Below are 13,779 nucleotides of genomic sequence, written 5' to 3'. Positions count from 1 at the left end.
CCCGGGCTGCGGGTTCCTGTACCGCGGCCGACGGACCTGCTCGTCCCGCCGCGGCGGCTACGGCGCGCCGGTGAGGTTGCGCATCACCGCGTGGAGCTGCGGCGGGGTCAGCGGGGCGGCCGGGAGCGGGTGGGCGGCCTCGGTGCGCAGGCCGTCGAGGGTGAAGGCGATGCCCCGGCGCCAGCCCTCGGAGGCCGCGTCCGTGAAGGCCCGGGCCAGCAGGCCATTGGTGCCGAAGACGAACAGCAGGTCCTCTTTGGTGAAGTCGGGGCGCAGGGTGCCGGCCTTCTGCGCCCGTCGGATGATGCGCGTGGAGGCGGCGTCGGTGCTCTCGCAGACAGCCATCAGGCGTTCGGCGTCCGGATAGCTGCCGGTGACCACGTCCCTGATCACGGGATCGGTGACCTGGAGTTCGCACATCTTCTCGATGTAGTACGTGAATCCGTCCCAGGCGTCGTCACTGGTCAGGGCCTCTTCGGCGACCTTGTCGAGCCGGTCCGCGACCAGCTCGGCGACCACCTCGTCGATGAGCGCCTCGCGGCTGCCGAAGAGGTTGTAGAGCGTGCCGTGGCTCACGCCTGCCCTGCGGGCGATCTCCTTCAGGGGGACCTGGAGGCCGCGCTCACGGAAGAGCTCGGCTGCCGCGGTTCGCAGCTTCTCCGCGTTGCGTTGCGCGTCGGCCCGCATCCGGCGCCCTCCTGGTCGTGTAAGCGGCGTCCATGGTCGCATTCTCGGGCACCTCGGAACTTGACCGGTGGGTCAAGTTCGATGGTAGCGTCGGAGCTGAAGTTGACCCTTGGGTCAAGATATCTCGCGGCAAGGAGAACCCCCATGTCCAAAGTGATCGCCGTCTTCGGGGCCGGTACCGGCCTGGGCCTTTCCGTCGCCCGCCGCTTCGGCAGGGAAGGCTTCCGCGTCGCCCTGGTGGCCCGCCGCAAGGAGCGGCTCGACGCCCTCGTCGCGCAGCTCGCCGACGAGGGCGTCGAGGCCGTCGCCTTCCCCGCCGACCTGTCCGACCCCGACGGGATTCCCGCCCTGCTGGACGCCATCCGCGGCCACTTCGGCCGGATCGACGTCGTCGAGTACGGGCCGATCGGCGCCGAGGAGGCCTTCACCCCCGCCGCCCAACTGGACGCGGCCACTCTGGAAAAGATCTCCCGGGTGCTTCTCCTGACCCCGGTGGAGGTGTTCCGCTCCGTGCTGCCGGAGATGACCGACCGCGGCGACGGCGCCCTCCTGATGACCACCGGCTACTCGGCCGTGCAGGGCGTGCCTCACCTCAGCGGCCCGGGCCCGGTGATGTCCGCCGCCCGCAACTACGTGTACGCGCTCAACGGCGAACTCGCCGGTACCGGTGTCTACGCCGGCACCCTCACCATCGCCGCCATGATCACCGGCAGCGAGGCGGCCGAGGCAACCGCCAAGGGCGATATCGAGCTTCCGGACAACGGTGTGGAGTTCCCCGTCGTCCACCCGGACGAACTCGCCGAACACTACTGGGACATGTACACCAAGCGTGACCGCGTCGAGCAGGCCCACCCCGTGGAGTTGACCCCGCAGAGCGCTGTCCCGGCGTTCAACCCGCAGGTCGACGCCACCGCGTAACCAACCTGGCATGGCGGGAAACTCCAGGCTTCAGCCGGTGCAGTTCATCAGCGACTGACTGTTGTCGTCCTCAGTCGGCAACGCGACCATCACCAGTAACCCAGATATCCACTATCCGCGCATGAATGTGCATTCCGGTTGAAAGGGGACGCCGGTGACACTCGCCTACGACGCCGGCCGGGAAGCCGCCGCGGTGCCTGACCGCCTCGGCGCCGACACGCTGTCGGCGTTCGAGCTGTGCCGGGACACCGACCTCGGCGTGGTCACCAGAACGCTCGAAGACGTCTCTGCCTGCTCCGGCAGTTGGGAACTGCTGAGTCCCGGCGCCGAGCCGGAGCCGTCAGTCGTCCGGGCCGTTGAGCTGACGCATCTGACGCTCTGCTCCGTCCAGTTCGGAACCGAGGTGCGGATCGTGATCGACCCGATTCAGGCGTACCACGTCACCGTGCCGATCACCGGTCAAGTGCTGTGCCACTTCGGCTCTCGCGACGTCACGGTCGGTCCCGGCCTCGCCTCCGCGGTGACCACCGGCAACCCCGCGTTCATGCCGCACTGGAGCGCGGGGGCCGAAGTCCTCTGCATCAAGATCCGGCAGGACGCGCTGGAGAGCGAGCTGGCAGCGATGATCGGCCGGCCGGTCCGGCCGCCCGTGCGGCTCGGAATAGGGCTCGGTCTCACCACGCCCGCGGGCCAGAGCTGGCTCTCCGTGCTCGGTCTGCTGCTGAACGACCTCGCGACACCGGACAGCCTCTCCCGCACCTCGAAACATCATCGCGAGCAGTTGGAGCGGTTGGTCATCAGCACGCTCCTTCGCGCACAGTCGCACGACTACTCGGACGACGTGTGGAGCGGCCAGGCGCCGGCGCGCTGGTCGTCGGTCAAGCGTGCCGTCGAAGCCATCGACGATGCCCCGGAGCTGGCCTGGACGCTGACGTGGCTCGCGGAGGTGGCGGGGGTGAGCGGGCGCCGCCTGCAGCAGGGGTTCCACGCTCAGCTCGGGATGTCCCCGATGAAGTACCTGCAGAACGTTCGCCTGGAAAGAGTGCATCGCGATCTCCTGAACGATGCGGGACCGGTCGGCGATCTCTGCACACGCTGGGGATTCACCCACCTCGGGCGATTCGCCGGTGCCTACCGCGAGCGGTACGGCGAGTCTCCGTCGCAGACCCGCCGTCGTAGCCGGTCGGTCCCCGTCTGACCAAACTTTCGCATCCCGGATCGTCCGCTTCGGAATCCGGATCGCACAGCATCGGCAGCCCGCTGAGACTTGCGCAATCGACTGTCAACGCGGACAGGAGCCTCCGATGCCCGAAACACTCAGCCAGTCAGCCGACCGCACAGCTACCGACGCCGACCTCCTCGCGAGGGCGACGGACCTGCGTGAACTGCTCTGCAAGGAGGCTGCTGTCGGGGACGAGCAGCGCAACATCACCGATACCGCCGTTGCCGCGCTGCGCGACGCGGGTATGTTCCGGCTCGGCACACCCAGGCGGTGGGGCGGCCATCAGGCAGGCATGCGGACCACCCTCCAGGTACTCGCCGAACTCGGGCGGGGCGACGCGGCCGCCTCCTGGGTCACGATGATCTACGCGGTCACCAACCTCGCGGCGTCCTTGAACACCGACCGGGCGCAGGAGGAGATCTGGGGAGACAACCCGGACGCGGCCGTCGCGGGCACGTCCAACTTCATGGGCAGCACGGCGGTGAAGGTGGACGGCGGCTACGTGGTCAACGGGAAATGGCCGTTCAACTCCGGTTGTCTGCACGCCGACTGGACGATGACGCCGTTCCCGATTCTCGGCGAGGACGGCGGCCTGGCGGGCGTCAGGTTCGGCCTCGTTCCCTATACGGATCTCACCATCGAGGACACCTGGCACGTCGCGGGAATGCGTGGCACCGGAAGCAACACGGCAGTCGGTACGGACGTGTTCGTCCCCGACCACCGCATCATCGATTTCGACAGGATCGTGTCCGGGGGCTCGCTGTCCGAGCATCCGGAGGCACAGGAGATCCCGGGATCCGTACAGATCGCGATGATCCTGGGACTCGTGGGACCGTTGCTCGGAGCCGCTCACGCCGCCGTCGACCTGGCCCGGGAGGCCATCGACAAGGGACGCCCGGTGATCGGGTCCATTTATCAGAAGGCGGCGGATTCACCCACCCACCAGCTCAATTACGCGACCGCCGTGTCGCGGTTGGACACCGCGTATCTGCATGTCCTTCGTGCCGCCGACGATGTGGACCGGTCGGTGGGAACGGAGCCGCCTGACGACGTGACCCGGGGCAGGATCCGCATGGACATCGCGGTCGCACTGCAGAGTCTCCGCGAAGCCGTGACGCTGTCCATGAGCATCGGCGGCGCCGGAAGTTTCGCGACCGCGAACCCCGCCAACCGGGTATGGCGTGACTTCGAAACAGGCGCGCGGCACGCCATCTTGAACCCCGGCATCGGAGCCGAGACCTACGCCCGGGCACTTCTGGGCCTCGAGCCCATCGCCGTCTTCTGAACAGAACCTCCCGACTCTCACGCGGACCATCCACCCGCCCACGTCGGCGGTTCTCCATGAGGAGCGATGAAAACATGGCGACAAAACAGGCGCCGCAAGCGGGCGACGTCGTCCACACGGACGTTCTGGTCGTCGGCGCCGGACCCGCGGGACTGACCGCGGCCGCGTTTCTGGCCGAGTACGGCGTCGACGCGATCACGGTGACCAAGTACCCGTCGACAGCGCCCACCCCTCGCGCGCACATCACCAACCAGCGGACCGTGGAGGTGCTGCGCGACCTGGGCATCGAGGACCGGGTCCGCGAGATCGCCATGCCCGCCGACCTCATGGGCACCAACGTGTGGGCGACCTCGTTCGCGGGCGTCGAACTGGCACGCATGATGACCTGGGGTCAGGGCCTGGACCGCCGCAGCGAGTACGCGGCCGCGAGCCCGTGCGACATGTGCAACGCGCCCCAGAACGTACTGGAACCCGTGATCCTCGCCGCCGCCCGGGAACGCAAGGCCGACATCCGGTTCAACACCGAACTCATCGACATCAAGCAGGACGACGAGGGGGTACGGGCCACACTGCGGCGGCGCGACGACGGTACGGAATACACCGTCGAGGCCCGCTATGTGATCGGCGCCGACGGCGGGAACAGCACCGTCGCCCGCGTTCTCGACTTCGCGATGGAGGGCGAGGCCGGTATCGGCTCGGCCTTCACGGTCTGGATCGAGGCGGACCTGACCCGTTTCACCGAGCACCGTCCCGGCGCCCTGTTCTGGGTCTCGCCCCCCGGCACCAACGTGCTGTGGAGCCCGTGGACCACCATCGTGCCCCACACGGAGTGGATGGCCCTGTTCCTGATGCACGACCTGCTGCCCGCCGACACCTCGGACGAGGCGGTCGCCGAGATCGTCCGGGCCGGAATCGGGGATCCCGACGTCGAGTTCAAGATCAAGCACATCGGGCAGTGGCAGGTCAACCACGTGGTGGCCGAGCGGTACCGCAAAGGCCGGGTCTTCCTGGCCGGCGACGCGGCACACCGTCACCCGCCGTCCAACGGACTCGGCAGCAACACCTCGATCCAGGACTCCTACAACCTGGCCTGGAAACTGGCCCTCGTGCTGCGCGGAGACGCCGGCGAGGAGCTGCTGGACAGCTACCACGACGAGCGCAAGCCGGTGGGACGTCAGGTGATCGACCGGGCGATCAAGAGCCTCGCCCAGCTCCAGCCGTTGAGCGAGACGATTGGCCTGGCCTACGGGCAGACCCCCGAGCAGGGCTGGGCGATCGTCGACGAGCTCTTCGCCCCGGGCGAAGCCGGGGCGGCCCGCCGAGCCAAACTGCTGGACGCGGTGCAGCTGGTCAACTACCAGCTGAACGCCCACGGCGTGGAGCTGGGGCAGCGGTACACGTCCACCGCCGTCGCCGACGACGGCACACCGTTCCCCGAGTACACACGAGACCCCGAGCTCCACTACCACCCGACGACGCATCCCGGCGCCCACCTGCCCCACGTCCGGCTCCAGCACGGCACCGAGTACGTCTCGACCCTCGACCTCGTCGGGCACGGCCGGTTCACCGTGCTCACCGGAGTCGACGGAGCGGCCTGGACCGAGGCCGCGGCGGCCGTCTCACGCGAAACAGGTCTCACCATCGAGGCGCGGACGATCGGCATGCGCTCCGAGTACGACGACGTGCTCGGGGAGTGGACCAGGAACCGCGAGTTCGACGACGACGGCTGCCTCCTGGTCCGCCCGGACCGCCATGTGGCGTGGCGCTCCCGTAACGCGGTCGACGACCCGGTGAAGACACTCCGTGGCGTCCTCGCCTCCGTGCTGGGGACGCCATCCGGCAACGACTGAGAGGGCCCACGGCCCGCCCGCGGTGAAGGGCGTCCCGACGGCAAGGGAGTCGCCGTCGGGCCCCTGGTCGGCGCACCGCATCAGGGACAAGGGGGCCTGCCGCCCCGTCGTGGCCCCTGTATGGACACGTTGTTTCGTCAATGCTGACTGCTGACTGGAGACGCGCCGATGTCGGAAACCACTGACCGCGATCGCGATCACATACGCCAGCACATCGCGTTGATCGACGAAGCCTCGCTGGAGCCGGGGTTGTCGGCCGACGGTTTCCGTGAGGCCTTCCGCAACCACGCGGGCGGAGTCGCGGTCGTGACCGCCGACGCCGGCCGGGGTCCGGTCGCCTTGACCGCGACGTCGGTGATATCGGTGAGCGCGACGCCTCCGCTCCTCGTGTTCTCCGTGTCCGCCCTCTCTTCGGCGACGCCGACGATCCTGGAGTCGTCGTCCCTGGTCGTGCATCTGCTGGGGGCCGGTCAGGTCGACCTCGCCAGGCTCTGTGCGACGAGCGGAGCGGACCGCTTCGCCGACACCGGTGCCTGGGCCCGGCTGCCGACCGGCGAGCCGTACTTCATCGCGGCTCCGGTATGCATCCGCGGCGCCATTGCCGCCACCTTCGCCGCGGGAGCTTCAACCCTCGTCGTCGTCAACGCCACCCACGCGCACTACGCGCCGACGGACGACGCCCGGAGCGACGCGTCGCGTCCGCTGGTCTACCACAACCGGACTTGGCATCAGTTGAGCGAGCTGTCCGAGTTGGCAGACCCCCACCTCTTTTCAAAGGAGCGGAGAACTCCCCATGGCCGAGCTGAAGATCATCATCGCGAGCACGCGGCCGGGCAGGATCGGCCTGACCATCGGTGAGTGGTTCGAGACCCACGCCAAGGAGCACGGCGGTTTCGACGGGATCGAGCTGGTCGACCTGGCCGAGGTGAACCTGCCGTTCATGAACGAGCCGCACCACCCGCGCCTGGGCCGGTACACCCACCAGCACACCCGTGACTGGAGCGCCAAGGTCGCGGAGGCGGACGCCTTCGTGTTCGTGATGCCGGAGTACAACTTCGGCTACAACGCCGAGTTGAAGAACGCCATCGACTACCTGCACCGCGAGTGGCAGTACAAGGCGGTCGGCCTGGTCAGCTACGGGGGCGTCTCGGCCGGCACCCGGGCCGCGCAAATGATCAAGCAGGTGGTGACCACACTGAAGATGACGCCGGTCGTGGAGTCGGTCTCGATTCCCTTCGTCCACCAACTCATCGACGAGGAGGAGGGCCTGATGCCGAACGAGATCATGACCGGCTCCGCGACAGCCATGCTCGACGAACTCGCGCGGGTCACCGAGGCCCTGCGCCCACTGCGCACGCCTGCGGCCTCGTGACCCACCCCCGCCGACTGGGCGGGGACCCGGCTACCTCGCCGCCCGGTCGGAGTGGACGGCGGATTCGGTGGCCGGGGCGACGCCCATGATGGCCAGGAACGGGCGGAGGAGGAAGGCGAGTTGGCGGCCGTCGCCGAGTCGTGCGCCGATCAGTGCCACGGGCCCGGTGACGACGTGCGGGCCGTACGTCTCCGGCGGGTGTTCGTCCCCGCGACCGCATCCAGGCTGACCTGGGACGCCTGTCGGCGCCGAAGACGAGCATCCGGCGCCATCCGGCGCCCGCAGGTTCGAAAGGTCTCCGAGGTGTACGGATGCGCTCGGCTCAGCCCAGAGGTCGCGATGTCGAGGCGGGCTGAGCGCCTGCTTGACCACCCAGCTGCATGAGGCATAGGTTCCTATCGAACCGCATCATGGTTCTATGGTCCGTATAGTGGACCACCCCGTGCGCACACGTTTCGGGGTAGCGCGTCGACGCGATGACGGTGACCAGGTACGCCCGGTCCCGTTGCCATCAGCCCTGCCCTCGGGAGCGCTCCATGACCGCCTCATACTCCGCCCCGCGCTCACTCCTGCTGTCCCGCCGTGACCTGGAGTTCCTGCTCTACGACTGGCTCGACGTCGAAACGCTGACCCGGCGCGAGCGGTACGCCGACCACACGCGGGAGACGTTCGACGCCGTCCTGGACCTGTGTGCGGAGATCGCCGAAGAACGCTTCGCTCCGCACAACAGGCTGAACGACCAGGAGGAACCGAGGGTCGTCGATGGCCGGGCGGTGGTGCAGCCCGACGTGAAGACCGCCCTCGACACGGTCGCGGACGCCGGACTGCTGAGCGGCGGTATGGATGCCCGCGTGGGGGGCCTGCAACTCCCGCAGGTGGTCCAGAGCGCCTGCTTCCTCTGGTTCCAGGCGGCGAACATCAGCACGTGGGCATACGCCATGCTGACGGTCGCGGGCGCCAACCTCCTGCTCGCCCATGGCACCGACGAGCAGGTCGCCACCTACGTCCGCCCCATGATCGAGGGCCGCTATCACGGCACCATGTGTCTGTCGGAGCCGCAGGCGGGATCCTCGCTCGCCGACCTCACCTGCCGTGCCGAGCCCCGCGACGACGGCACCTTCCGGATCTTCGGCAACAAGATGTGGATCTCGGCAGGAGACCACGAGTTGGGGGAGAACATCGTCCACCTCGTCCTGGCGAGGATTCCGGGCGGCCCGCCCGGGGTGAAGGGCCTCTCACTCCTCCTCGTACCCAAGTACCTGGTGAACGCCGACGGCACGCTCGGCGAGCGCAACGACGTGGTCCTCGCCGGGCTGAACCACAAGATGGGATACCGCGGCACGACGAACACACTGCTGAACTTCGGCGAGGGCACCTACCGGCCCGGCGGCGAGCCCGGGGCGGTCGGCCACCTCGTCGGCGGCCCGCACCAGGGACTGGCCGCCATGTTCCACATGATGAACGAGGCCCGGACCGGCGTCGGAGCGGGGGCGACGGCACTGGGATACACCGGCTACCTGAAGTCCCTCGAGTACGCCCGTACTCGCGGCCAGGGACGTCCGGCAGGGGACAAGAACCCCACCGCACCGCCGGTGCCCCTCATCGAGCACGCCGACGTGCGGCGGATGCTCCTGGCCCAGAAGTCCTACGTGGAAGGGGCGCTGGGACTCGTCCTGTACTGCGGCAGGCTGCTCGACGAGGAGCGCAGCGCGACCGACGAGACGGAGCGGGCACGGGCCCACCTGCTGCTGGAGGTTCTCACCCCGATCGCGAAGAGCTGGCCTTCCCAGTGGTGCCTGCAGGCGAACGACCTGGCGATCCAGATCCACGGCGGCTACGGCTACACCCGCGAGTACGACGTGGAGCAGCACTACCGGGACAACCGGCTCAACCCCATTCACGAGGGAACCCATGGAATTCAGGCCCTCGATCTGCTGGGCCGCAAGGTGGTCATGGACGACGGGGCCGGCCTTGCCGCGGTCGAGGCGCTGGTAACGGCCACGGTCGGGCGGGCCCGTGCCGTCGGAGGTGAGGCACGTGATCTCGCGGCCGACCTCGATCGTGCCTTCACCCGGCTCGTCGAGGTGACCCGGACGATTCACACCGCCGACGTGCCCGTCGGCGTTCGCCTGGCCAATGCGTCGGTGTATCTGGAGGCCGCAGGGCATGTCGTCCTGGCCTGGATCTGGCTGGAGCAGTTCCTCGCCACCGGTGACGGCGACGAGGTCCTCCGGCAGGGCAAGCGGCAGGCCTGCCGCTACTTCTACCGCTATGAACTGCCCCGTACCGCAGCGCAGTTCGACCTCCTCGCGCGCCTGGACACGACGACGCTGGGCACCGACGACAGTTGGTTCTGATGGCACATGGTTCTGAAGGGGCGACACCGATGACCTGCCGATGATCACCATCGGCAGGTCATCGCACACCCGAACGGTCATCTCACCCGCGGCGGATCCACGAAGAAGTCGAGCTCCGGCTCCCAGCCCCCGCCGTACCCGGAGAGATCCGTGTGACCGGCCTCGGTCAGCACGTCGGCGTCGACGAGGGTATGGCCCGTCCGTTCACGCGGCGGGCGGGAGAGCACGGCGAGGGCCGCGTCCGCCATGATCTCGGGGCCGCGTGACCGGGCGGTGAGGCTCTCGCCGTCAAGGACGTTGGCCACCGCGGCGGTCGCGATCAGGGTCTGCGGCCACAGGCAGTTCGCCGCGATGCCGTCCTCCGCGAACTCGGCCGCCCAGCCGAGGGTGAGCAGCGTCATCCCGTACTTCGACAGGGTGTAGGCGGGGTGGGCGCCGAGCCAGCGCGGGGCGAGGTTGAGCGGCGGTGACAGGGTCAGGATGTGGGCGTGGTCGGACCGCTTCAGGTATGGCAGGCAGGCCCGAGTCAGCAAGAAGGTGCCCCTGCTGTTGATCGACTGCATGAGGTCGAAGCGCTTGACGGGCAGTTCCTCGGTGCCCCGCACGTCGAGGGCGCTGGCGTTGTTGACGCAGACGTCGACGCCCCCGAACCGGTCCACCGCCGTGGCCACCGCGCGCTCGACGTCGGCTTCCTCACGGACATCGCCGACCACCGCGACGGCGGATCCGCCGGCCGCCTCGATCTCGGCGACCGCCGTGTGCACGGTGCCCGGCAGCCTCGGATCGGGCGTGTCGGTCTTGGCCAGGAACACCGCGTTGGCGCCCTCGCGGGCCGCGGCGGTGAGTATGGCCAGCCCGATGCCACGGCTGCCGCCGGACATCACGATGGTCCGGCCCTTCAGTGATGTCCCCATGCCGGGGTGCTCCTGTCGTCGATCGTGCGTCGGGTTCAGCGGCCGGTGAAGTGAGGGGGCCGCTTCTCCAGGAAGGCGAGGGCGCCTTCGCGGAGGTCGTTCGAGGTGCGGCAGCGGGCGACGGCCTCGATGGCGTGACTCAGCGCGGCACTGCCCGCCGCTTCGTCGCCCTCGCTCAGGCGGCGGACGGCTTGTACGGACGCCTTGGCGGCGCGGACCGACAGAGGTGCGTTCGCCGCGATGGTCGCGGCGAGTTCGTCGACGACCTTGCCCAGTTCGTCGGGTTCGACGACCCGGTCCACCAGGCCCACGGCGTGCGCCTCGGCGGCCGGCAGCCGGCGTCCGGTGAACAGCAGGTCGCTCGCGACCGACGGCCCCACGGTCTGGACGAGCGCGGCGGTCTGCGCCAAGGGATAGCCGACGCCCAGGCGGGCGGCCGGGATGGCCAGGACGCTGCGGGTGTCCGCGTAGCGCAGGTCCGCGCCCAGGGCGAGGGCCATGCCCGCGCCCAGGCAGTAGCCGTGGATCCGGGCGATGACGGGCACCGAGAGCGCCGACAGCTGGGTGAACAACGTCGTGGCAGCGTCGTCCGCCGCCTGTCGTGCGGCCTCGTCCTGTCGGCCCGGGAACTCGCTGATGTCCGCGCCGGAGACGAAGGCCTGCTCGCCCGCGCCGCGCACGACGACCACGCGCACCTCCGGGTCTTCGTCCATCGCCCTGAGCGCGGCGGCGAGTTCGGTCATCATCGCCACGGACAGCGCGTTGCGCCGGGCCGGGTTGCTGATCTCCACGGTGCCGACCGCGTTTCGTACGTCGGTGCGGATCCGTGGCGAGGAGGTCACGGTCACCGCGGTCATCCGACCTTCTCCGCCACGAAGCGATTGCGCAGCGCGCCGATCCCCTCGATGCGCACTTCGAACTCCGAGCCGTCGCGCAGGAGCACCTTCGGCTCGCGCACGAATCCGACCCCCGACGGGGTGCCGGTGAGGATCAGGTCACCCGGCTCCAGGGTCATCACGGTGGTGATGTAGGCGACCAACTCCGGTACACCGAACAGGAGCGAGGAGGTGCGGTCGCTCTGGAGAACCTCGCCGTCGAGCGTGCCCTTGATGGCCAGGTCGGGTCGTGCGCCGCCGAGTCGCGTGGCGGGCACGACGACCGGCCCGACGGGGGTGAGACCGTCCCACGCCTTGCCGGCGACCCGCTGAGTGGTGTGGAACTGGAAGTCACGCACGGAGACGTCGTTGGCCGCAGTGTACCCGAAGATGACGCTCTCCGCGTCCTCGGCCGCGATCCGGCGCGCACGGGCACCGATGACCACGGCGAGTTCGCTCTCGTAGTCGATCTGGTCCGATTCCGGTGGCAGGGCCACGTCCGCGAAGGGCGCCGCCAGTGAGGTGTGCCATTTCGGAAAGAGATCCGGGTGGGCCGGTCCCGTGTCACGGCCGCCCTCTTGCACGTGCGTGAGGTAGTTCTGCCCGATGCAGATGACCTTGCCCGGGCGTCCGACCGGGCTCAGCAGCCGATGGTCCGGCGCGTCGATCACGGGGCCGGCCTCGATGGCCGCCGGGTCGCCCTGAGCCGCCTCCAGCAGCGGGGGCAGATCCTCGAAGACCTGGCCCTCCACGAGGGCGAGGCGCGCCTTGGCCGCCCCGTCCCGCCTGAGCGCGACCACAGGGCCACCACCGTGCAGGACCCGGGCGAGGCCGAGTCCGTCGGTCCAGTCCGCCGGTGAAGCGGGCGTCGGAGTGGTCATGAAGGTGCCCTCCTGATTCATTTCTGCGCCTCGGCGCTGCGGGCGGCCGGGGTGGCCGCCTCCGTCCTCGCGTGAGCGGCCGTGGCCGTGTCGGCATCGTGCACGCCGACGACACCGGCCTCGACCAGGGCGGCGATCCGGTCGTCGTCGTATCCCAGTTCGGCCAGGACCGCGATCGTGTCCCCGCCGAGCTCGGGTGCGCGGCCACGGGCGCGCGGCGCGCCGTCGGCGACGATGGGGGTGTTCACGATGGTCCGCTCCGCGAAGCGCTTGTCGTCGTGCACGAACAGGCCGCGCGCGGCGAACTGTTCGTCGGTGAGGATGTCGCTGATGCCGTTGACCGGACCGCAGGGGACCCCCGCCGCGCGCAGCGCGTCCATCCAGTGGTCCCGGGGAGCCGTCGCGAAACGTGCCTGGATGATCTCCGCGAGGGGCGCCCGGTGCTGGAAGCGTTCGTACTCGGTGGCGAAACGTGGGTCGTCGCGCAGGTCGAGCTCCAGGACGGCACACAGCGCCTCCCACGCCCGGTCGACCGCGCCGAGCACGAGAGTTGCGCCGTCTTGGCAGGTGAACGCCTCGTAAGGGGCGGCCAGTCGGTGCGCCGTGCCCAGCGGGGCCGGCTCAACCCCCGTCGCCACGTAGTCGGCGACCTCCCACAGCGACCAGGCGGCCACCGAGTCCGCGAGCGCGACGTCGATGTACGCCCCGCCGCCACCGGCGCGTGCGCGCAGCAGGGCGGCCAGGACGCCGATCGCTCCCCACATGCCGGTGCCCACGTCGGATATGGGGAAGCCCGCCTTGGCGAGTTGCCCGTCGACCGACCCGGTCACGGACATCAGCCCGCTGTAGGCCTGCGCGATCAGGTCGATGCCCTTCGCGTCGCGCATCGGGCCGAACTGCCCGAAGCCGGAGATGGAGCAGTAGACGAGGTCTGGGCACTCCGCCCGCAGGTCCTCGTAACCCAGCCCGAGCCGCGCCATCGCGCCCACCCGGAAGTTCTCCACCAGGACGTCGCTGCGTCGTGCCAGGGAGCGCACGATGTCGGCGCCGGCGGGGGACTTCATGTCGACCGCGAGGCTCTGCTTGTCGCGGTGGGTCAGGTCGAAGGGGATCGACCTACGCTCCGGGCCCATCCGCCGGGCGCGCATGCCGTCACCCCTGACCGGTTCGATCTTGAGGACGTCCGCGCCGAGGTCGGACAGGATGGTCGTGCAGTAGGGGCCGGCCAAGGCTCCAGTCACATCCAGGACGCGTACGCCTCGTAGGAAGGCCGGCCCGGGTTCGGCGGACTCCGTTGTCGCTGTCATGGCGCCCTTCATTTCATCTCGGTCCGTATTGTGGACCAGTGGACCGGAATAAGGACCTCTGGCAAACTTAGGCCTGGTCTTCCGGGAGCGTCAAGCAGGTGGGAAGGACGC

At 69.3% G+C, this 13,779-nt stretch carries 13 protein-coding genes; 7 read left to right on the top strand and 6 right to left on the bottom strand.

What is annotated here, in order from left to right; all coding sequences use genetic code 11:
• Positions 1-57 precede the first annotated feature (57 nt).
• Entirely contained in the window at positions 58-687 is a 630-nt protein-coding gene (locus ACFXC1_RS34480) for a TetR/AcrR family transcriptional regulator (RefSeq protein ID WP_381250402.1), read from the bottom strand.
• A 144-nt stretch (positions 688-831) separates the two neighbouring features.
• On the opposite strand from ACFXC1_RS34480, the gene ACFXC1_RS34475 reads away from it, so the two are divergent.
• The 6 genes from ACFXC1_RS34475 (at position 832) to ACFXC1_RS34450 (ending at position 7,334) form a co-directional block, all read left to right on the top strand.
• A complete protein-coding gene (locus tag ACFXC1_RS34475; RefSeq protein WP_381250399.1) occupies positions 832-1,605 on the top strand; it encodes an SDR family NAD(P)-dependent oxidoreductase in 774 nt (257 codons plus the stop codon).
• A gap of 154 nt (positions 1,606-1,759) precedes the next feature.
• Positions 1,760-2,803 carry an AraC family transcriptional regulator gene (locus tag ACFXC1_RS34470; RefSeq protein ID WP_381250396.1) on the top strand — a complete coding sequence of 348 codons (1,044 nt, stop codon included), beginning with the start codon at positions 1,760-1,762 and terminating at the stop codon, positions 2,801-2,803.
• 106 nt (positions 2,804-2,909) lie between these two features.
• Positions 2,910-4,112: an acyl-CoA dehydrogenase family protein gene (locus tag ACFXC1_RS34465; RefSeq protein ID WP_381250393.1), complete on the top strand. Its 1,203-nt coding sequence runs from the start codon at positions 2,910-2,912 to the stop codon at positions 4,110-4,112.
• Between the two features lie 74 nt (positions 4,113-4,186).
• On the top strand, positions 4,187-5,962 hold the full coding sequence (locus tag ACFXC1_RS34460; protein ID WP_381250390.1) for an FAD-dependent monooxygenase: 1,776 nt from the start codon (positions 4,187-4,189) through the stop codon (positions 5,960-5,962).
• 168 nt (positions 5,963-6,130) lie between these two features.
• Complete coding sequence (locus ACFXC1_RS34455) at positions 6,131-6,820, top strand: flavin reductase family protein (RefSeq protein ID WP_381250387.1); 690 nt, start codon at positions 6,131-6,133, stop codon at positions 6,818-6,820.
• On the top strand, positions 6,756-7,334 hold the full coding sequence (locus ACFXC1_RS34450; protein WP_381250384.1) for an NADPH-dependent FMN reductase: 579 nt from the start codon (positions 6,756-6,758) through the stop codon (positions 7,332-7,334). The genes ACFXC1_RS34455 and ACFXC1_RS34450 overlap by 65 nt, the downstream gene beginning before the upstream one ends.
• Positions 7,335-7,364: 30 nt before the next feature.
• Here the strand turns inward: ACFXC1_RS34450 and ACFXC1_RS34445 are convergent, their stop codons facing one another.
• Positions 7,365-7,493, bottom strand: a complete 129-nt coding sequence (locus ACFXC1_RS34445) for a hypothetical protein (protein ID WP_381250382.1) — start codon at positions 7,491-7,493, stop codon at positions 7,365-7,367.
• A 377-nt stretch (positions 7,494-7,870) separates the two neighbouring features.
• Here ACFXC1_RS34445 and ACFXC1_RS34440 point away from each other — a divergent pair, with 377 nt between their 5' ends.
• Positions 7,871-9,691, top strand: a complete 1,821-nt coding sequence (locus ACFXC1_RS34440; protein ID WP_381250379.1) for an acyl-CoA dehydrogenase — start codon at positions 7,871-7,873, stop codon at positions 9,689-9,691.
• 77 nt (positions 9,692-9,768) lie between these two features.
• On the opposite strand, the gene ACFXC1_RS34435 is transcribed toward ACFXC1_RS34440, so the two are convergent.
• Genes ACFXC1_RS34435 through ACFXC1_RS34420 form a run of 4 tightly spaced genes read right to left on the bottom strand, consistent with a single transcriptional unit; the run spans position 9,769 to position 13,668 of the window.
• Positions 9,769-10,605, bottom strand: coding sequence for an SDR family oxidoreductase (locus ACFXC1_RS34435; RefSeq protein WP_381250376.1), 837 nt, complete (start codon positions 10,603-10,605; stop codon positions 9,769-9,771).
• A gap of 35 nt (positions 10,606-10,640) precedes the next feature.
• Positions 10,641-11,462, bottom strand: coding sequence for an enoyl-CoA hydratase-related protein (locus ACFXC1_RS34430; RefSeq protein WP_381250373.1), 822 nt, complete (start codon positions 11,460-11,462; stop codon positions 10,641-10,643).
• A complete protein-coding gene (locus ACFXC1_RS34425; protein WP_381250370.1) occupies positions 11,459-12,361 on the bottom strand; it encodes a fumarylacetoacetate hydrolase family protein in 903 nt (300 codons plus the stop codon). The genes ACFXC1_RS34430 and ACFXC1_RS34425 overlap by 4 nt, the downstream gene beginning before the upstream one ends.
• 17 nt (positions 12,362-12,378) lie before the next feature.
• Positions 12,379-13,668 (bottom strand): CaiB/BaiF CoA transferase family protein, encoded by a 1,290-nt coding sequence (locus ACFXC1_RS34420; protein ID WP_381250367.1) that lies wholly within the window; start codon positions 13,666-13,668, stop codon positions 12,379-12,381.
• Positions 13,669-13,779: the final 111 nt, after the last annotated feature.

The organism is Streptomyces hokutonensis (assembly GCF_042751305.1).
GTDB lineage: Bacteria > Actinomycetota > Actinomycetes > Streptomycetales > Streptomycetaceae > Streptomyces > Streptomyces hokutonensis_A.
The sequence above is the reverse complement of the archived record's forward strand: the minus strand, read 5'-3'. Positions and strand labels throughout refer to the sequence as shown.

Coding starts and splice junctions, on each gene's coding strand:
- ACFXC1_RS34480 (WP_381250402.1), bottom strand. CDS start 687: ATGCGGGCCGACGCGCAACGCAACGCGGAGAAGCTGCGAACCGCGGCA.
- ACFXC1_RS34475 (WP_381250399.1), top strand. CDS start 832: ATGTCCAAAGTGATCGCCGTCTTCGGGGCCGGTACCGGCCTGGGCCTT.
- ACFXC1_RS34465 (WP_381250393.1), top strand. CDS start 2,910: ATGCCCGAAACACTCAGCCAGTCAGCCGACCGCACAGCTACCGACGCC.
- ACFXC1_RS34460 (WP_381250390.1), top strand. CDS start 4,187: ATGGCGACAAAACAGGCGCCGCAAGCGGGCGACGTCGTCCACACGGAC.
- ACFXC1_RS34455 (WP_381250387.1), top strand. CDS start 6,131: ATGTCGGAAACCACTGACCGCGATCGCGATCACATACGCCAGCACATC.
- ACFXC1_RS34450 (WP_381250384.1), top strand. CDS start 6,756: ATGGCCGAGCTGAAGATCATCATCGCGAGCACGCGGCCGGGCAGGATC.
- ACFXC1_RS34440 (WP_381250379.1), top strand. CDS start 7,871: ATGACCGCCTCATACTCCGCCCCGCGCTCACTCCTGCTGTCCCGCCGT.
- ACFXC1_RS34435 (WP_381250376.1), bottom strand. CDS start 10,605: ATGGGGACATCACTGAAGGGCCGGACCATCGTGATGTCCGGCGGCAGC.
- ACFXC1_RS34430 (WP_381250373.1), bottom strand. CDS start 11,462: ATGACCGCGGTGACCGTGACCTCCTCGCCACGGATCCGCACCGACGTA.
- ACFXC1_RS34425 (WP_381250370.1), bottom strand. CDS start 12,361: ATGACCACTCCGACGCCCGCTTCACCGGCGGACTGGACCGACGGACTC.
- ACFXC1_RS34420 (WP_381250367.1), bottom strand. CDS start 13,668: ATGACAGCGACAACGGAGTCCGCCGAACCCGGGCCGGCCTTCCTACGA.